Annotated in this window: 15 protein-coding genes; 8 read left to right on the top strand and 7 right to left on the bottom strand. The window is 63.0% G+C overall.

Annotation, left to right across the window (positions count from 1 at the left end; all coding sequences use genetic code 11):
- Nucleotides 1–51: 51 nt before the first annotated feature.
- From topA to HU719_RS22670, 3 genes are all read left to right on the top strand, one after another.
- Complete coding sequence (gene topA, locus HU719_RS22680) at nt 52–2661, top strand: type I DNA topoisomerase (protein ID WP_186517234.1); 2610 nt, start codon at nt 52–54, stop codon at nt 2659–2661.
- Nucleotides 2662–2829: 168 nt separating this feature from the next.
- Entirely contained in the window at nt 2830–3351 is a 522-nt protein-coding gene (locus HU719_RS22675; RefSeq protein ID WP_186535052.1) for a DUF6586 family protein, read from the top strand.
- Nucleotides 3352–3403: 52 nt separating this feature from the next.
- Nucleotides 3404–3637 (top strand): hypothetical protein, encoded by a 234-nt coding sequence (locus HU719_RS22670; RefSeq protein ID WP_186517230.1) that lies wholly within the window; start codon nt 3404–3406, stop codon nt 3635–3637.
- A 50-nt stretch (nt 3638–3687) separates the two neighbouring features.
- Here the strand turns inward: HU719_RS22670 and sulA are convergent, their stop codons facing one another.
- Complete coding sequence (sulA, locus tag HU719_RS22665; protein WP_186535051.1) at nt 3688–4164, bottom strand: SOS-induced cell division inhibitor SulA; 477 nt, start codon at nt 4162–4164, stop codon at nt 3688–3690.
- Between the two features lie 13 nt (nt 4165–4177).
- Nucleotides 4178–4786: a transcriptional repressor LexA gene (gene lexA, locus HU719_RS22660; protein WP_186517226.1), complete on the bottom strand. Its 609-nt coding sequence runs from the start codon at nt 4784–4786 to the stop codon at nt 4178–4180.
- 231 nt (nt 4787–5017) lie between these two features.
- On the opposite strand from lexA, the gene HU719_RS22655 reads away from it, so the two are divergent.
- Nucleotides 5018–5722 (top strand): TetR/AcrR family transcriptional regulator, encoded by a 705-nt coding sequence (locus HU719_RS22655; RefSeq protein ID WP_186517223.1) that lies wholly within the window; start codon nt 5018–5020, stop codon nt 5720–5722.
- 44 nt (nt 5723–5766) lie between these two features.
- Nucleotides 5767–6765 carry a beta-N-acetylhexosaminidase gene (nagZ, locus tag HU719_RS22650; protein ID WP_186535059.1) on the top strand — a complete coding sequence of 333 codons (999 nt, stop codon included), beginning with the start codon at nt 5767–5769 and terminating at the stop codon, nt 6763–6765.
- Between the two features lie 154 nt (nt 6766–6919).
- Here nagZ and HU719_RS22645 read toward each other — a convergent pair whose 3' ends face one another.
- The 3 genes from HU719_RS22645 to mfd all read right to left on the bottom strand — a co-directional run bounded on the left by HU719_RS22645 (nt 6920) and on the right by mfd (nt 14288).
- The gene (locus HU719_RS22645; RefSeq protein ID WP_186535058.1) at nt 6920–10183 is read right to left on the bottom strand and encodes a DEAD/DEAH box helicase; all 3264 of its coding nucleotides are present in this window, start codon (nt 10181–10183) and stop codon (nt 6920–6922) included.
- 85 nt (nt 10184–10268) lie between these two features.
- Nucleotides 10269–10829 (bottom strand): CsiV family protein, encoded by a 561-nt coding sequence (locus HU719_RS22640; protein WP_186535050.1) that lies wholly within the window; start codon nt 10827–10829, stop codon nt 10269–10271.
- A 9-nt stretch (nt 10830–10838) separates the two neighbouring features.
- Complete coding sequence (gene mfd / locus HU719_RS22635) at nt 10839–14288, bottom strand: transcription-repair coupling factor (protein WP_186535049.1); 3450 nt, start codon at nt 14286–14288, stop codon at nt 10839–10841.
- A gap of 167 nt (nt 14289–14455) precedes the next feature.
- Here mfd and HU719_RS22630 point away from each other — a divergent pair, with 167 nt between their 5' ends.
- From HU719_RS22630 to sthA, 3 genes are all read left to right on the top strand, one after another.
- A complete protein-coding gene (locus tag HU719_RS22630; RefSeq protein ID WP_186517218.1) occupies nt 14456–15919 on the top strand; it encodes a glyceraldehyde-3-phosphate dehydrogenase in 1464 nt (487 codons plus the stop codon).
- A gap of 20 nt (nt 15920–15939) precedes the next feature.
- Nucleotides 15940–16131, top strand: a complete 192-nt coding sequence (locus HU719_RS22625) for a hypothetical protein (protein WP_186535048.1) — start codon at nt 15940–15942, stop codon at nt 16129–16131.
- Nucleotides 16132–16337: 206 nt separating this feature from the next.
- Nucleotides 16338–17732, top strand: a complete 1395-nt coding sequence (gene sthA, locus HU719_RS22620; protein WP_186517216.1) for a Si-specific NAD(P)(+) transhydrogenase — start codon at nt 16338–16340, stop codon at nt 17730–17732.
- 48 nt (nt 17733–17780) lie between these two features.
- On the opposite strand, the gene HU719_RS22615 is transcribed toward sthA, so the two are convergent.
- Both HU719_RS22615 and HU719_RS22610 read right to left on the bottom strand, forming a co-directional pair.
- Nucleotides 17781–18497, bottom strand: coding sequence for a glycerophosphodiester phosphodiesterase (locus HU719_RS22615; RefSeq protein WP_186535047.1), 717 nt, complete (start codon nt 18495–18497; stop codon nt 17781–17783).
- Between the two features lie 29 nt (nt 18498–18526).
- Complete coding sequence (locus HU719_RS22610; RefSeq protein ID WP_186535046.1) at nt 18527–19111, bottom strand: PilZ domain-containing protein; 585 nt, start codon at nt 19109–19111, stop codon at nt 18527–18529.
- Nucleotide 19112: the final 1 nt, after the last annotated feature.

The following is a 19112-nucleotide window of genomic DNA, read 5'->3' as shown; positions in this document are numbered from 1 at the left end:
TCTCGGCACCTGACGCGTTTTTTATCTTCAGATTCAGGAATACTCCGATCCATGGGCAAATCGCTGGTCATTGTGGAATCCCCGGCCAAGGCCAAGACCATCAACAAGTATCTGGGCAACCAGTACGTGGTGAAGTCGAGTATCGGCCATATCCGCGACCTTCCCACCAGCGGTTCCGCCAGTGCGAGCAAGGAACCGGCGGCCAAGCGTGGCAAGGCCGCAGCCGAAACGCCGGCGCTGACGCCGAAAGAGAAGGCTCGCCGCACGCTGGTGGCGCGTATGGGGGTTGACCCCGAGTCAGGCTGGAAAGCCAAGTACGAGATCCTTCCCGGCAAGGAGAAGGTGATCGACGAGCTGCGCCGCCTGGCCAAGGATGCCGACACCATCTATCTCGCAACCGACTTGGATCGCGAGGGGGAAGCCATTGCCTGGCACCTGCGCGAAGCCATTGGTGGTGACGACAGCCGCTACAAGCGTGTGGTGTTCAACGAAATCACCAAAAAAGCCATCCAGGAGGCGTTCTCGCAGCCGGGTGAGCTGGATATCGACCGGGTCAACGCCCAGCAGGCGCGGCGCTTCCTCGACCGCGTGGTGGGCTACATGGTCTCGCCATTGCTGTGGTCGAAGATCGCCCGTGGCTTGTCTGCCGGCCGCGTGCAGTCGGTAGCGGTCAAGCTGGTGGTGGAGCGCGAGCGCGAAATCCGTGCGTTCAACCCCGAAGAATACTGGGAAATCCACGCCGACCTGGGCACCGCCAGCAATGCCAAGGTGCGTTTCGAAGTGGCGCGCGAGAAGGGCGAGGCGTTCAAGCCGCTCAACGAAGCCCAGGCCATGGCTGCCCTTGAAAAGCTCAAGGCTTCCAGCTACAGCGTCAGCAAGCGCGAAGACCGCCCGACCAGCAGCAAACCGTCGGCACCGTTCATTACCTCCACCCTGCAGCAGGCTGCGAGCAACCGCCTTGGCTTCGGGGTGAAGAAGACCATGATGATGGCGCAGCGCCTGTACGAGGCTGGCTACATTACCTACATGCGTACCGACTCGACCAACCTGTCGACCGATGCCGTGGAAATGGCCCGGAGCTATATCGAGAAAGAGTTCGGCAAGCAGTACCTGCCGGCTGCGCCGATTGTCTACGGCAGCAAGGAAGGGGCACAGGAAGCGCACGAAGCGATCCGCCCATCCGATGTCAACACTCACCCGACCAAGCTCAGCGGCATGGAGCGGGATGCCGAGCGTCTGTACGAGCTGATCTGGCGCCAGTTCCTGGCCTGCCAGATGCCGCCAGCGCAATACCTGTCCACCAGCGTTACCGTAGTGGCTGGCGACTTCGAGCTGCGTGCCAAGGGCCGCATCCTCAAGTTCGATGGCTATACCCGTGTTCTGCCGCAACAGAGCAAGCCGGGCGAGGACGATGTACTGCCAGACATGGGGCAGGGCGAGAAGCTCAAGCTACTGCAGATCGACCCGAGCCAGCACTTCACCAAGCCGCCACCGCGCTTCACCGAAGCCAGCCTGGTCAAGGAAATGGAAAAACGCGGCATTGGCCGCCCGTCGACCTACGCCGCGATCATTTCCACCATTCAGGACCGCGGCTACGTCACGTTGCACAACCGCCGCTTCTACTCCGAGAAGATGGGCGATATCGTTACCGAGCGCCTGTCGGAGAGTTTCTCCAACCTGATGGACTACGGCTTCACCGCCGGCATGGAAGAAAACCTCGACGATGTGGCCCACGGCGAGCGTGACTGGAAGAACGTGCTGGATGAGTTCTACGGCGACTTCAGCAAAAAGCTGCAAACCGCCGAATCTGCCGAAAACGGCATGCGCGCCAACCAGCCGACCCTGACCAATATCCCCTGCAAGGAATGCGGCCGGCCGATGATGATCCGCACGGCCTCCACTGGCGTGTTCCTCGGTTGCTCGGGCTACAGCCTGCCGCCCAAAGAACGTTGCAAGGCGACCGTGAACCTGGTGCCGGGCGACGAGATTGCCGCCGACGACGAGGGTGAGTCCGAGTCGCTGGTGCTGCGCGGCAAGCACCGCTGCCCGATCTGTGCCACCGCCATGGACGCTTACCTGCTGGATGAGAAGCATAAGCTGCACATCTGCGGTAACAACCCGGACTGCGTCGGCTACGAGATCGAGGAAGGCAGCTACCGCATCAAGGGCTACGAAGGCCCAAGCCTTGAGTGCGACAAGTGCGGCAGCGAAATGCAGCTCAAGACTGGCCGTTTCGGCAAGTTTTTCGGCTGCACCAACCCTGCGTGCAAAAACACCCGCAAGCTGCTCAAAAGCGGTGAGGCTGCGCCACCGAAGATGGACAAGGTGGACATGCCTGAGCTCAAGTGCGAGAAGGTCGATGACACCTACGTGCTGCGCGATGGCGCTTCGGGCCTGTTCCTGGCTGCTAGCCAGTTCCCGAAAAACCGTGAAACCCGCGCGCCGCTGGTGATGGAAATCGTGCCGCACAAGCACGAGATCGACCCCAAGTACCACTTCCTCTGCGACGCTCCGCAGAAGGACCCGGACGGCCGTCCTACGGTGATTCGCTACAGCCGCAAGACCAAGGAGCAATACGTGCAGTCCGAAGTCGATGGCAAGCCGACCGGCTGGAAAGCCTTCTTCGACGGTGGTTCGTGGAAGGTTGAAGACAAACGCTGATTTCGGCGTTTGGCATCAGGCCCATCGCGGGGCAAGCCCGCTCCCACAAAAGCAGCTTTCAGCATGCTGTGGGGGCGGGTTTGCCCCGCGGTCGTTTGTGCTTGCGGTGAAGCCGGTTAATCCCCGAAACTGCAGCATCGCCTTGCTGCCCATGGGAAGTCATCGAAAATGGCCCAGGAACTCTACACCCGCACCAACCAGAAACTGTTCTTCGCAGGCCTTGCCCTGGAATCCATGGCCAAGGCTGCGAGCAGTGGTGCAATGAACGCCCAAGGGTTGGTGCAGGCCGAGCGCGAAGCGGCGCTGTTTCACCTGTATGGCGGGCTGTTGGGGCTATGCCACGAGATTGCCGGTTTCTACCGCTTGCCGCAGGCCTCGGCCGCGCGCGCTGAGTTGCTGCTGGGGGATGACATGCTACGAAGCGTGGCAATTCCGGAAATGGCCGAGATGGTCGAACTGGCTCGAAGCCCGCAAACCTGGCTTGCGCAGTTGCTCAAGGCTTATGCCGAATTGTTCCAGCCGCCTGTCGCCAGGAAGGTCGCCAAAACCGATGTAACCCAACCGCTCATTCAAGCGGTGAATCTTGATGAAGTCGAACGGCTAGAGCTGTCCCACGCAGAGCTGCAAGCCTGGCGGGAAAATCTTAAAGGCTTGGTGAGACGCTTTCGCGACGCGCTGAGTGAGTGCTGATAGTAACCATGGCTGGTACACTACTGGCCTTTCGTGAAAAGCAGGCCCCTATATGTCAACGTCCTTTCTAGAAATTGTCGAGTTGCCTGATGGCCGGATCGAGTTGCGCCGTGCCGAGGATGAAGGGTCCCTGGTAACCCTGGATTTCTCCGAGGATGCCAAGGTATTCCTGCAGGGCCAGCACGTTGAAGTAGCCAAGGCCATGCTTAGCGTCGGCGTACAGATGGCTGGGCGTCTGGTAGAAGGTGATTTCGAGCGTGACGAAGGGCCGCGAGTCCTTCACTGAGGGCACAACGCCCGCAAGGCGAACCGCTATTCACAGGCAAAGCCTGAACATCAGCCGAGGCGGATGTTCAGGCTTTGTGCGTTTCCGGCCGCAGCAGCGCGCAACAGTTGTTGGCGCGTGCTCTGGTTGAGGTTGCCCAGCCAGCTGACCACGGTGTGGCTGTGGCCAAGGCGCAGTGCTTCGCAAGCCAGTTGCAGTGGGGTCTGGTTGCTGCCCGGCTGCAGCAGCAGGATGCGCTCACGATTAAGGCCGGCATCACGCAGCCAAGCCTGAGTGAGGCTGCCGGGTGGGGCGATCAGGGCCAGCCAGCGGTTGTCGTCTTCTTCGCTGAGTTCGCGCAGGATCGGCGCCAGAAGGCTGTGGCAGTGCCCTGGGGCGCCGCGCAGTGCCAGTTCGCTGAACAGCTCGGGCTGGTTGCCCTTGAGTGGCGCTTGTTTGGCTTTGAGGCCAGGCAGTACCGGCTGGGCAAGGAACGCCTCGAACAGGGGTAGCTGGACTTGCTGCTGGGGCTGTATGAATGGCTGCATGACGCCTCCTGGATCAGCGGCGCAGAACGCCGACGCTCAAGCCCTCGATCACCAGTTCCTGATCCTTCAGGTCGACTTCGATGGGGGCGAATTCTGGGTTCTCGGCGATCAGCCAGACCTTGTTGCCTTCGCGCTGGAAGCGCTTGACGGTCACTTCATCACCGATGCGGGCGACCACCACCTGACCATTGCGGGCCTCGCGGGTGGTATGGACGGCAAGCAGGTCGCCGTCGAAAATGCCGATGTCCTTCATGCTCATGCCGTGCACGCGCAACAGGTAGTCGGCGCGCGGATGGAAGAACGCCGGGTTGATGTTGCACGACTCTTCGATGTGCTGCTCGGCGAGGATGGGGGCACCGGCGGCAACGCGGCCAATGATGGGCAGGCCGCTTTCTTCGGCCTTGGCGTCGTGGCCAGGGATACGGATGCCCCGCGATGCGCCTGGAGTCATCTCGATGGCGCCCTTGCGAGCCAATGCCTTGAGGTGCTCTTCGGCGGCATTGGGCGACTTGAAGCCCAGCTCCTGGGCGATCTCGGCGCGAGTAGGCGGGAAGCCGTTGTCGTCGAGGCAGCGTTTGATGAAAGCCAAAATCTCGGCTTGGCGTGGCGTCAGTTTCAGCATGGGCTTGGGCTCTGTCTTTTTATACAGTGACTGGGATTATATACAGTGGGCGGCAAGCTGCAAGCCACAACCTGCAAGAAAGCAGCACAGCCCGTAACACAACACCGCATCTTGCCGCTTGCAGCTACACGCTTGGCGCTTTTAAATGTGCGACCGGTCAGTCAGGGGCACCTTGACAGGGGAAGAGCTGAAACGTATGTTTCAAACAACTGTTTGTCAGGCGGAATACTCATGGCCCAATCGGAAACCGTAGAACGCATCCTCGATGCGGCGGAGCAGCTGTTCGCGGAGCGCGGTTTCGCCGAAACCTCGTTGCGGCTCATCACCAGCAAGGCCGGGGTCAACCTGGCGGCGGTGAACTACCATTTCGGTTCCAAGAAAGCCCTGATCCAGGCCGTGTTTTCCCGTTTCCTCGGGCCGTTCTGCGCAAGCCTTGAGCGTGAGCTCGAGCGCCGCCAGGGGCGCCCTGAGCAAAAGGCAACGCTTGAAGAACTGCTGGAAATGCTGGTCGATCAGGCGCTGGCGGTGCAGCCGCGCAGCAATAACGACCTGTCGATCTTCATGCGCCTGCTGGGCTTGGCCTTCAGTCAGAGCCAGGGGCACCTGCGCCGCTACCTCGAAGACATGTACGGCAAGGTGTTCCGCCGTTACATGCTGCTGGTCAATGAGGCCGCGCCGCGCATTCCGCCGCTGGAGCTGTTCTGGCGCGTGCACTTCATGCTCGGCGCTGCGGCGTTCAGCATGTCGGGCATCAAGGCGCTGCGCGCCATCGCTGAAACCGATTTTGGCATCAATACCTCCATCGAGCAGGTAATGCGCCTGATGGTGCCGTTCCTGGCTGCGGGCATGCGCGCCGATACCGGCGTCACCGACCAGGCCATGGCCACGGCGCAGTTGCGCCCACGCAGCAAGGCTGGCGCCCCGGCGAAAGTCTGAGCACTCCGTGCACATTCAATAAAGGATTCTGTATGACCGTCAGCCTGCAAGGCTCCCTGATGGTGGATATCGCCGGCACCTGGCTGACCGCCGAGGACCGCCATCTGCTGCGTCAGCCCGAAGTAGCCGGCCTGATCATCTTTGCCCGCAACATCGACAGCCCGCGCCAGGTGCGCGAGCTGTGCGCATCGATCCGCGCCATCCGCCCCGACCTTATCCTTGCCGTCGACCAGGAAGGCGGCCGCGTGCAGCGGCTGCGTCAGGGGTTTGTGCGTCTGCCGGCCATGCGCGCCCTGGCCGACAACCCGAACGCGGACTACCTGGCCGAGCAATGTGGCTGGGTCATGGCCACCGAAGTGATTGCCGCTGGCCTGGACCTGAGTTTCGCGCCGGTGCTCGACCTTGATCACCAGCGCAGCGCCGTGGTCGGCAGCCGGGCCTTCGAGGGCAACCCCGAGCGCGCCACGCAGCTTGCCGGCGCTTTCATTCGCGGTATGAACGCCGCAGGCATGGCCGCGTGTGGCAAACACTTCCCGGGCCACGGCTGGGCCGAGGCCGACTCGCATGTGGCCATTCCGGTAGATGAGCGAAGCCTGGAGCAGTTGCGGGCTGCGGACCTGGTGCCATTCACCCGGCTCAGCGGGCAGCTGGCGGCGGTCATGCCGGCCCATGTGATCTACCCGCAGGTAGATAACCAGCCGGCTGGCTTCTCGCGCCGTTGGTTGCAGGGCATCCTGCGTGGCGAGTTGGGCTTTGATGGGGTGATTTTCAGCGACGACCTGTCGATGGCCGGTGCCCATGTGGTCGGCGATGCCGCCAACCGCATCGAGGCGGCACTGAGCGCGGGTTGTGACATGGGCCTGGTATGCAATGACCGGGCGGCGGCAGAGCTTGCCTTGAGTGCGGCCCAGCGGATGAACGTCACGCCATCGCCGCGTATCGCGCGCATGCGCGCGCAGGGTTTTGCCTCGACCGACTACCGCCAACAGCCGCGCTGGCTGGAAGCGCTGGGGGCGTTGAAGGACGCGCAGTTGCTGGATTGATCTGTGGCCTCATCGCAGGCTATCGCCAGCTCCCACAGTGACTGTGTCCAGCCTCGATATTGTAGGCTGACCCAGATCCTGTGGGAGCTGGCGCCAGCCTGCGATGAGGCCGGAACAAGCCAACCCCTAAACCGACCGGCTGAAGGTGGCGGCTTCAACGGCCGCGTTTGCCGGGCAGGGGCGCGAACAGTGCCTCGATTTCTTCATCCCCCAGCCGCCATTGCCCGCCCGTGCCGCCATCGAGCAGCCCGGCGGCGAGCGCCGCTTTCTCCTGCTGCAACAGCTGGATCTTCTCCTCCACCGTGCCCCGGGTAATCAGCTTGAAGACGAACACCGGCTTGTCCTGCCCAATACGGTAGGCGCGGTCGGTGGCCTGGTTTTCGCTGGCTGGGTTCCACCACGGGTCATAGTGGATCACGGTGTCGGCGGCGGTCAGGTTCAGGCCGGTGCCGCCCGCCTTGAGGCTGATCAGGAACACTTCGCTGTCGCCATTCTGGAACTGCTGCACCGGCGCCCTGCGGTCGCGCGTGTCGCCGGTCAGCAGGCTGTAGCGCACCCCCCGCTTGACCAGTTCCTGCTCGATCAGCGCCAGCATCGAGGTGAACTGCGAGAACAGCAGCACCCGGCGGCCCTCGCTGAGCAGCTCCTCAAGCATCTCCAGCAGGCTCCCCAGCTTGCCCTTGTCGGCAAAGCTGCCCTTGGCTTCGGTGCCCTTGACCAGGCGCAGGTCACAGCACACCTGGCGCAGCTTGAGCAGCGCATCAAGAATGACGATCTGGCTGCGCGCCGCACCGTTGCGCGCCAGTTCGTCGCGCACTTTCTTGTCCATCGCTACGCGTACTGTTTCGTAGGTGTCGCGCTGCGCGTCGCTGAGCTCGACCCAGTGGATCATCTCGGTCTTGGCCGGCAACTCGGTTGCCACTTGCTCTTTGGTACGGCGCAGCAGGAACGGGCGGATGCGCTTGGCCAGGTGGGCCATGCGTTCGGTGTCGCCGTGGCGTTCGATGGGGTTGCGATAGTCTTGGTTGAAGCGCTTGCTGTCACCCAGCCAGCCGGGCATCAGGAAATGGAACAGCGACCACAGCTCACCCAGGTTGTTTTCCATCGGCGTGCCGGTCAGGCACAGGCGTTGGCTGGCCTGCAGCTCGCGCACCGCCTGGGCAGCCTTGCTGGTGGCGCTTTTGATGTTCTGGGCCTCATCCAGCACCAGCAGGTGCCATGGCTGTGCCTTGAGGTGTTCAAGGTCGCGGGGGGCGAGGGCATAGGTGGTCAATACCAGGTCGTAGTCGGCCAGGTTGGCAAAATGCTTGTTGCGCCCCGGGCCATGTAGCGCCAGTACTCGCAAGCCGGGGGCGAAGCGCTGTGCTTCGTCCAACCAGTTAGGTACAAGGCTGGTGGGCATCACTGCCAAGGCTGGCGTGGTCATGCGCCCGGATTGTTTTTCCAGCAGCAGGTGGGCGAGGGTCTGCAGCGTCTTGCCCAGGCCCATGTCGTCACCCAGGATGCCGCCGGTGCCCATCTCGCGCAGGGCTTGCAGCCAGTTAAGGCCCTGCTGCTGGTAAGGGCGCAGGGTCGCGTTCAGGCCCTGTGGCGGGTCAACCTGCAAGTCGCGGGCATCGCGCAGGCGCCGACCGAGGTCGCGGACCTGGGCGCCGCCCTCCCACAGCAGTGGCAGGTCGGCGATGTCGTTCAGGCGCGCGGCGTCGGCGCGCTCAAGGCGCAGGCTGGGGCCGGCAGCCGCGTCGTTAAGGTACAGCCCGCCGAGGGTGCCCATCACCGCCTTGATGCGCCCGTAGGGCAGGGCAACGCGCAGGGCGGGGCTGTCTAGGCGGGCGCGGTTGAGGTCGATCAGCAGGTGCTCGTCGTCGCTGCGCCGGGCCAGTTCGCTTGGGCGCAGCAGTTCGGGGCTGCTGCGCAGCAATTGCAACACGATGGGCAAGAGGCTGTGGCGCTGGCCATCGACCACGATGCCCAGTTCCAGGTCGAACCACTCATGGCCAGGTGCTTCGTCGATACTGGCGTACCAGTCCTCCACCTCGTGCAGATTGAAGGCAAAGTCGCGGTGCACATCGACTGCCCAACCGGCCTCGCGCAGCTGCGCCAGGCCCTCGCGGGCGAAGCGTAGCCAGGCCTCGTCATCGGCCAGCTGGAACATTTCGCCAGCGCTGTCCGGCAGCGCCTTGCTTTGCCTCGTGGAAAGCTTGAAGCCGAAGCTGCGCAGCACCTTGCGCAATGCCTGCTCGGCTTCGGGCTGGCGGCGGATGCGCTGGCTGGCGTCACCTTTAAGGCGGCTCAGCGGCTTGTCGTTGTTGCCGCTGGCCAGCAGGCCGTCATAGTCGAAGGCGAGGGCAGCGCGGTGCTGCATCTGCCGCTGCATGCGCCCGGTCTTGGGCATGTAGGCACTGAACTCGACGCTGCCCAGGGTCAGCCGGGCGCTGGGCAGAATGTTGTCCAGTTGCTCGCTGCGCACGGTGGTGGGCGTGGGCACCTGGCGGTTCAGGGCGTTGAGGCGGTGGCTCAGCGGAATGACCAGATGCTCGGGCACGGTAGGTGCGCTGGCCAGCTGCCGGGCGATGAACGGGTCGAGGTCGTGCAGCAGCTTGCCGCTCAACCCGGCAGCAGCGTCGACGTAATACAGCGGCTCCAGTGGCAGTGCCTGGCAGTCGTTGCTGTCGCCGTGGTGCCAGGCGCCGCGGTAGCTGCCATTGTCCAGGCGCACCCAGCGAAAATCAGCACTTTGCTCGGGGCCTGCGGTAATTGGCACCTGGTCAGGGCCGTAGAGCAGGCGGTCGGTTGCCAGTGCGTACTCGTAAAGTTCAGCGCCTTGCTTGCCTTCCAGGCGTAACACCGGCACGCCGTAGCTGTCCTGGTGGGAGTCGATCATGCGCAGAATGCGCAGGTCTTCGTCAGTCACGTAACGAGGGCGGTAGTAGATCAGCTCGGCCAAGGCGGTCGGGCGTGCAAATTTCAGCGTGCCATCGGGCTGGCGGGTGCCCTTGAGCGCTTTGAGCGTCCAGCGACCCTGCTCGAGGTCAACCAGGTAGTAAAGCGCTGGCCCTTTACGTTTGCCGGGCTCGGCGCTCGGGGCTTGAGGCTCTCCGAGGGTCTCTACCCAACTGGCAAGCTCTGGCGGCAGTTCTGCACTTGGCGCGCCGGCGGTGACAGTGGCTGGTTCGTCGCCATGAACGCCCTCGGGGCGATCGGGGCCGCGTTCGAGCAGGTAAAACGCGGCCGCGCAGTGTTTGCAGCCATTACCGACCGGGCATGAACAGGAGGCTTCGAAGGTCACGCCATCTTCGGTGGTGTCTAGGATGAGCCGCTGGGTATAGATACGGCCGCCCGAGCCGTGGCATTGCGCGCGGATATCCAGGTCGTCGATCGAGAGGATCTCACTGCGGCCTTCTTCTGCGTAATCCATGCCGCGTTGCAGCGTCCGCCGATCAAAGTCGTACGTCCACTCGCGGTGAATACGGATGAGTTCCTGCGCAAAAGCTGGGATCAACTTATTGCTCCATCATTTCCGGGGCCATCGTTGGCATTTTGCGCATGCCGGCGGGGCTTACCTTGATCAGCAGGGCCAGGTGGCCGCCATCGAGGAAGGTCAGTTGCCCGGCCTTCATGTTGCGGTTGCTCTGTTTGAACTGTTCGCTGCCAAGCACGCTGCCGTTGCTGTCGAGCTGGTTGACCCAGAAGTTGGCGTCGACGGCGATGAAGCGGTTTTCCTTGATGGTCAGGTTGCCTTCAATCGGAAAGTGGCCGAACTGCTCGACGCCGGCACCCAGGGCGATGCTCTCGCCATCCTGCTGCCAGGCCTTGTGCAGCAGCACGGTGTAATCGGCGGTGGCCTGCAGGCGGGTCAGTTCGTCGGTGAGCAGGGTGCGCCGCTCGGCGGCCTTGTCCAGACGTGGCGCGCCGGCGCTCCAGTTTTCCGGGGCGAACGGGCTGGTGATCGCAGGCACGGCGTTCTGCCGCACCAGCATCATTTCTACCTGATACGGGCCTTCGGCGAAGGCCGTCGGGGCTACCAACGCCAGCAGCAGGGTCAGGCAACGGATGGCACGCATGAAGCTTCCTTAGTTTGTCTGTGGGGTGAGGCGCTCGAACAGCGCCTCCAGCGTGTTGAAGCGTTCTTCAGGGCGCTCCATCGGCACCAGGAAGCGGAACTGCGTCGCGCCTTCGAACTTGTAGCGTTTGGGCTGGCCCTGGATCAGCTTGATCAGGGTCAGCGGATCGACCGGAGTCTCGGCCTCGAACTCAAGCTTGCCGCCGTTGGGGCCGGCGTCGACTTTCTTGATGCCGAGCTTTTCGGCCTGCAGCTTGAGCAGGGTCAGGCGCATGAGGTTCTTGGTCGGCTCAGGCAACAGGCCGAAGCGGTCGATCATTTCCACTTGCAGGTCCTTCAGGCCCTCTTCGTCGGCCGCCGAGGCGATGCGTTTGTAGAGGATCAAGCGCGCGTGCACATCAGGCAGGTAATCCTCGGGGATCAAGGCCGGCAGGCGCAGGTTGATCTCCGGGCCGCCCCCCAGGGGTTGCTCCAGGTTGGGCTGGTTGCCCTTGCGAATGGCCTTGACCGCGCGTTCGAGCATTTCCATGTACAGGGTAAAGCCCACGGCCTGGATCTGCCCGCTCTGGCCCTCGCCCAGCAGCTCGCCGGCGCCGCGGATTTCGAGGTCGTTGGTGGCCAGTACGAAGCCTGCCCCCAGGTCCTGGGTATTGGCGATGGCCTCCAGGCGCTTTTCGGCGTCGCCGCTGATCTGCTGGCGTGGCGGCGTGAGCAGGTAGGCGTAAGCCTGGTGGTGGCTGCGCCCGACGCGGCCGCGCAACTGGTGCAACTGGGCCAGGCCGAACTTGTCGGCACGCTCGATGACGATGGTGTTGGCGCTAGGGACGTCGATACCGGTTTCGATGATGGTCGAGGCGATCAGCACGTTGAAGCGCTTGTGATAGAAGTCGCTCATCACCTGTTCGAGTTCGCGCTCGCGCATCTGCCCGTGGCCGATGCCGATACGCGCCTCAGGCACCAGTTCGGCAAGTTCCGCGGCGCATTTTTCGATGGTCTTGACGTCGTTGTGCAGGTAGTACACCTGGCCGCCGCGCAGCAGTTCGCGCAGCAGGGCCTCTTTGATGGTGCTCTTGTTCTGCTCCATGACGAAGGTGCGTACCGACAGGCGCCGGGCCGGCGGGGTGGCGATGATCGACAGGTCACGCATGCCCGCCACCGCCATGTTCAGCGTGCGTGGGATGGGCGTTGCGGTGAGGGTCAGGATGTCGACCTCGCTGCGCAGCGCTTTGAGCTGTTCTTTCTGGCGCACGCCGAAGCGGTGTTCTTCGTCGATGATCGCAAGGCCCAGGTCCTTGAAGCGCACATCGTCCTGCAGCAGTTTGTGGGTGCCGATCAGGATGTCGATCTTGCCTTCGGCAAGCTCGGCTGCGGCGCTGGCGACTTCTTTGGCCGACTTGAAGCGGCTCATCACCTCGACCCGCACCGGCCAGTCGGCGAAACGGTCGCGGAAGCTGTTGTAGTGCTGTTGGGCCAGCAGCGTGGTCGGTACCAGAATGGCCACCTGGCGGCCGCTGTGCACGGCGATGAACGCCGCGCGCATGGCCACTTCGGTCTTGCCGAAGCCAACGTCGCCGCACACCAGGCGGTCCATGGGCTTGGGCGCGAGCATGTCGGCGCGCACGGCCTCGATGGCGGCTTGCTGGTCGGGGGTTTCCTCGAAGGCAAAGCCTGCACTGAAGGTTGCGTAGTCGGCGGACGGGTCGGCGAAGGCGTAGCCCTTGCGCGCAGCGCGGCGGGCATAGATGTCGAGCAGCTCGGCGGCGACATCGCGCACTTGCTCGGCGGCCTTGCGCTTGGCTTTTTGCCAGGCTTCGGAGCCAAGCCGGTGCAACGGTGCCAGGGCATCGTCGCTGCCGGTGTAGCGGGCGATCAGGTGCAGGTTGGCCACGGGTACATACAGCTTGGCGCCCTCGGCGTATTCCAGGGTGAGGAACTCGGCAACCTGGCTGTCGATTTCAAGCGTGGCCAGGCCCAGGTAGCGGCCCACTCCGTGGTCGATGTGCACCACCGGGGCGCCTTCGCGCAGTTCGGTGAGGTTCTTGATGACCGCATCGTTGGCAGCTTCGCCGCGCTTTTCGCGGCGCCGGCGTTGCATCACGCGCTGCCCGAACAGCGGGCTTTCGGCAATCAGCGCCATGGCTGGGTCGTCCAGCAGCAGGCCTTCGTCCAGCGGGACGATGGTGATCGCCAGGCGCTGGTTGCCGGTGATGAAGTCGGCCCAGCCATCGACAGTCTGCGGGCGCAGCTTGAGGCGTTCGAGCAGCTCCAGCAACACTTCGCGCCGGCCTGCCGATTCTGCGGTAAACAGCACGCGGCCGCTGAACTGGTCGAGGAAGCCGGCCAGTGCGGCCAGCGGCTGGTTGGCCTTGGCCTCGATGGCCAGGTCCGGCAGGGCGCGGGCCGGGAAGCGCTCGCGGCCGGTACCGGCGTCGAGTTCGTCACTGCTGACGACCACCCGCGGCCACTGTTTAAGGCGCGCGAAGCAGTCTTCGACCGGCATGAACAGCTCGGCCGGTGGCAGCAGCGGGCGGCTGAGGTCGCCGCGGCGTTCTTCGTAGCGCCCGCGTACGTCGTTCCAGAAGTGCTCTGCGGCCTGTTCGACGCCCGGCAGCGAGAACACCTGGGTGTTGGCTGGCAGATAATCGAACAGGGTGGCGGTTTCTTCGAAGAACAGCGGCAGGTAGTACTCGATGCCGGCGGGGATGATGCCGCTGGCCAGGTCCTGGAAGATCGCGCTGCGGCGGAAGTCGACATCGAAGCGCTCTCGGAAACGCGCCTTGAAGCGCGTGACCTCGTCCTTCTGCATGGGGAATTCGCGCGCCGGCAGCAGGCGTACCGAGTCGACCTTGTCGATAGAGCGCTGGGTCTCGGGGTCGAAGGTGCGCAGGGTTTCGATCTCGTCATCGAACAGGTCGATGCGGTACGGCTGCTTGCTGCCCATCGGGAACAGGTCGATCAGCGCGCCGCGCACGGCGAACTCGCCATGCTCGTAGACGGTGTCTACGCAGCGGTATCCGGTGGCTTCGAGGCGCGTGCGCATCTGTTCGACGTCGATCTTCTGACCGACATCCAGTACCAGGCTGCTGCCCAGCAGAAAACGCGTGGGCGCCAGGCGGTGCAGGGCGGTGGTCACCGGCACTACAAGAATGCCGTGGTCAAGCTCGGGCAGCCGGTACAGGCTGGCGATGCGCTGCGAGATGATGTCCTGGTGCGGCGAGAACAGGTCGTAGGGCAGGGTTTCCCAGTCGGGGAACGGCAGCACTGGAAGCTCGGGCGCGAAGAAGCGCAGCTCTTGTTCCAGACGGTCGGCGGCCTGGCTGTCGGCGGTCAGCAGCAAGGTAAAACGACCGGCGCTGCTGGCGGCCTCGGCGATGGCGAGGCTCAAGGCCGCGCCGGGCAGGTTGCCCCAGGTTTGTTTGCCGGCTGTGGCCGACATTTGCGGTAGGCGCAGAACTGACACGGGAGATTGGACTCCAAGCGTTGCGGCAAAGAGGTCGATTGTACCGGTGACGGCGCGCGCTGTCAGGCTCCAAACGGCCTGATTGCGCGGCTTGCGGCCGGCGACAGGCGCTCATTGCCCGATACGCCGTGGGGCGTCATAATGTAGCCCCTTTTTTGTTCCCCTACATGTGGAAGGTTACCGTGACTCAGAAGCCCGACCAGTGTCTTGGTGAGTGGATCGATCGTGAAGCCCTGGCTGAAGCGATGATCCCGCTTATCGGTCAGCTCTACCGCAACAACAACGTGGTGAGCTCGATCTATGGCCGCAGCCTGATCAACCGTTCGGTTATCTCGATTCTCAAAGCGCACCGCTTTGCCCGTCACCGTCAGGCTGACGAAACCGAACTGTCCGTCCACGAGACATTCCCGCTGCTCAAAGCCATGAGCGAGCTGAAACTGGGCGCGGCTTCCGTCGACCTGGGCAAGCTGGCCAACAAGTTCAAGCTTGAAGGCAAGGGCCGCACTGCCGAGCAGTTCGTGCGTGAAGAACTGGCCGACGTAGTTGGCCAGCAGAACGTTTCGGCGCGCAAGGGCACCGACGTCGTGCTGTACGGCTTTGGCCGCATCGGCCGCCTGCTGGCGCGCATCCTGATCGAAAAAACCGGTGGCGGCGATGGCCTGCGTCTGCGCGCCATCGTTGTGCGCAAGGGTGCTGAAAACGACCTGGTCAAGCGTGCCAGCCTGCTGCGCCGTGACTCGGTACACGGCCCGTTCGATGGCACCATCACCATCGACGAAGCCAACAACACCATCACCGCCAACGGCAACCTGATCCAGGTTATCTACGCCAAGAGCCCGAGCGAAGTCGACTACACCCAGTACGGCATCAACGATGCGCTGATCGTCGACAACACCGGTGTATGGCGTGACGCCGACGGCCTGGGCCAGCACCTGGCCTGCCCGGGCGCTGCCCGCGTGATCCTCACCGCACCTGGCAAGGGCGCGCTGAAGAACATCGTGCACGGCATCAACCACGGTGAAATCAGCGCTGATGACAAAATCATCTCCGCTGCGTCCTGCACCACCAACGCCATCGTGCCGGTGCTCAAGGCTGTCAACGACAAGTACGGCATCATCAATGGCCACGTCGAAACCGTTCACTCGTTCACCAACGACCAGAACCTGATCGACAACTTCCACAAGGGCAGCCGTCGTGGCCGCGCCGCGCCGCTGAACATGGTCATCACCGAAACCGGTGCTGCCACTGCCGCTGCCAAGGCGCTGCCAGTGCTCAAGGGCAAGCTGACCGGTAACGCGATCCGCGTCCCTACGCCGAACGTGTCGATGGCCATCCTGAACCTGAACCTGGAAAACCCGACCAGCCGCGACGAAATCAACGAGTACCTGCGCCAGACCGCCATGCACTCGGAACTGCACAAGCAGATCGACTACGTCAGCTCCCAGGAAGTGGTCTCCACCGACTTCGTAGGCTCGCGCCACGCCGGTGTGGTAGACGCCGAGGCAACCATCGCCAACGACAACCGCGTTGTCCTGTACGTCTGGTACGACAACGAATTCGGCTACAGCTGCCAGGTTGTACGCGTGATGGAAGACATGGCCGGGGTCAACCCGCCAGCATTCCCGCGCTGATCCGCAGGGTAGTGCGTTGAATGAACGGGAACCTCAGGGTTCCCGTTTTTTTTGCGGCGCAGTTTGTTGGCCTGTTTGCACGTACTGCAAAAGTGTCTTTCCTGGCCTTGGGTGACTCAGGTCAATATTTCAAGGACAATGGCCGGCGCGGTTGGCATGGCCTGGCCATGCGTCACACGCCTGCGTTCGAACAGGCGGTGAAAGGCGAGTGAAAGGTAGCCCACGGATGATCGCAGCCAAGGAATCGGCGCAACCGTATGTAGTGCAGGCAACAGTGGCCTACGACGCGACCAAGGGTTAATGTGCGCGCCGTTCACGCTTGATTAGACTGCACCCGAATTTTCTCATGGCGCCGCTGGCGTCATGATCGCGCCCCGCGAGCCGCCGTGACTCGTGGGCCAGTTCTGAAGGAGTACGCATGGCTGTCTACAACTACGACGTAGTAGTGCTGGGTTCCGGCCCGGCCGGGGAAGGCGCGGCAATGAACGCCGCCAAAGCAGGACGCAAGGTTGCCATGGTCGACAGCCGCCGCCAGGTCGGCGGCAACTGCACCCACTTGGGCACCATCCCGTCCAAGGCGCTGCGTCACTCCGTGCGGCAGATCATGCAGTTCAACACCAACCCGATGTTCCGCGCCATCGGCGAGCCGCGCTGGTTCTCCTTCCCGGACGTGCTCAAGAGCGCCGAGAAGGTCATCAGCAAGCAGGTTGCCTCGCGTACCGGTTACTACGCCCGCAACCGCGTCGATGTGTTTGTTGGTACTGGCAGCTTCGCCGACGAGCAGACCATCGAAGTGGTCTGCGCCAACGGTGTGGTTGAAAAGCTCAATGCCAAGCACATCATCATTGCCACAGGCTCGCGCCCGTACCGCCCTGCAGACATCGACTTCAACCACCCGCGGGTCTACGACAGCGACACCATCCTCAGCCTCAGCCACACCCCGCGCAAGCTCATCGTTTATGGCGCTGGCGTGATCGGTTGCGAATACGCGTCCATCTTCAGCGGCCTGGGTGTGCTGGTCGAGCTGGTCGACAACCGTGGCCAACTGCTGAGCTTCCTCGACTCGGAAATTTCGCAGGCGCTGAGCTACCACTTCAGCAACAACAACATCACCGTGCGTCACAACGAAGACTACGAGCGTGTTGAAGGGCTGGATAACGGCGTCATTCTGCACCTGAAATCGGGCAAGAAGATCAAGGCCGACGCCTTGCTGTGGTGCAACGGCCGTACCGGCAACACCGACAAGCTGGGCCTTGAGAACATTGGCATCAAGGTCAACAGCCGTGGCCAGATCGAAGTCGACGAGGCTTACCGCACCACCGTGCCGAACATCTATGGCGCCGGTGACGTGATCGGCTGGCCAAGCCTTGCCAGTGCTGCCCATGACCAAGGCCGTTCGGCTGCCGGCAGCATTGTCGACAACGGCAGCTGGCGCTTCGTCAACGATGTGCCTACCGGCATCTACACCATCCCGGAGATCAGCTCGATCGGCAAGAACGAGCAGGAGCTGACCCAGGCCAAGGTGCCGTACGAAGTGGGCAAGGCGTTCTTCAAGAGCATGGCGCGTGCACAGATTGCCGGTGAGCCACAGGGCATGCTGAAAATCCTGTTCCACCGTGAAACCCTGGAAATCCTGGGCGTGCACTGCTTCGGCTACCAGGCTTCGGAGATTGTCCACATTGGCCAGGCAATCATGGACCAGCCGGGTGAGCGCAATACCCTGAAGTACTTCGTCAACACCACGTTCAACTACCCGACCATGGCCGAAGCCTATCGGGTAGCTGCCTACGACGGCCTGAACCGGCTTTTTTGAGCGGCTCCGGCCGGTGGCCTGAGCCGGTCGGGGAGACCGATTTCAGCCCTACCCGAGGGTGGTCTTGGCCAAACCGGGAAAGTCTGTAATCAGGCTGTCCACGCCAAAGTCAGCGAGCCGGCGCATCAGTGCCGGTTCGTTGACCGTCCACACCGACACGTGCAAACCCTGGCGCTGAGCCTTGACCAGGCGCTCGGGGGTGCACAGCGTCCAGTTCAATGCCAGCATGTCGCAGCCGTAGTTCTGCGCGACCTTCAATGGGTCGAGCCAGGCGTATTCGGCCACCAACCCGCGTTTTACATCCGGTACCAATTCAAGCGCTGCGCCCAGCACTTCACGTGAGCTGGAGGTGATGGTGATCTTGTCCAGCACACCATGCTCGATCGCCAGTTCGCGGATGGCCAGCACGGTGCTGGCGGCGCGGGTGCGCGAGGCGCTTTTCACTTCGAGCTGCCAGTGCTCGAAAGGGCATTTTTCGAACAGCTCTTCAAGGCGCGGAATAGGGCAGGGCTGCACATGCCCAGGGCCACCTTTGCGCGCGTCGTAGGTGGCCAGGTCGGCGGCGTTATGCTCGACCACCTTGCCGCGTCGGCCGGTGGTGCGTTTGAGGGTGGGGTCGTGAATGACCATCAGCTGGTTGTCGGCCGAAAGGTGCAGGTCGAGTTCGCAGCGGGTCACGCCGTGCTCCAGGCACTGGCGGAAACTCTGCAGGGTGTTTTCGGGGGCTTCGCCCTTGGCGCCGCGGTGGCCGTAGATCAGCGTCACGTTCGTTCCTTCAAATCAGATGAATAAGCTCAGGGTGCCGGGTCGTTCTGTTCCAGTGCCTGGCGCCTTTGCTGTTGCTGGCGCTGGAGAATATAGCGCGCCAACAGCTGGCGCTGGGCGTCGGTCATGTCGATGAACTCGGTGCCTACCTCGAAGGTGCCGTCCGGCCGCCGGTCGCAGTGGGTGACGCGGCCGCGCAGCAGCAGGCCGTGGCCACGTGGCATCAGCACCATTTTTACCTTCACGCGGATGCCGGGGGCAATGTGCGCCGCTTGCGCGAACTCGATGCCGCCTTCGGAGATGATGACCGGTATGGGTGTGTCGATCTCGCCGATCAGTGAGTGGGCAACCACTGCGCTGAGCAGGTCGAGGCGTTTGTTCTGGGCGCGCAGAAAGGCGGCGAGGGTGCGGTCTTTTTCGCTCAACTGGCGCAACAGGTGCTGCGATTCGAAATCGCTCAGGTGCAACTCGCTGAGCAAGTTGAACAGCGGCGAATCATCCTGCAACAGTTCTGTCTCAAGGGCTTCGGCCGCGCTGAGTGGGCTGATTTGAAGTGCGATCCGATCTTCGATGCGGTAGTATTCGCGGCGATCTTCTTCGTCTAATGTCGTCATG

This window comes from Pseudomonas farsensis, assembly GCF_014268805.2.
GTDB lineage: Bacteria > Pseudomonadota > Gammaproteobacteria > Pseudomonadales > Pseudomonadaceae > Aquipseudomonas > Aquipseudomonas farsensis.
The sequence above is the reverse complement of the archived record's forward strand: the minus strand, read 5'-3'. Positions and strand labels throughout refer to the sequence as shown.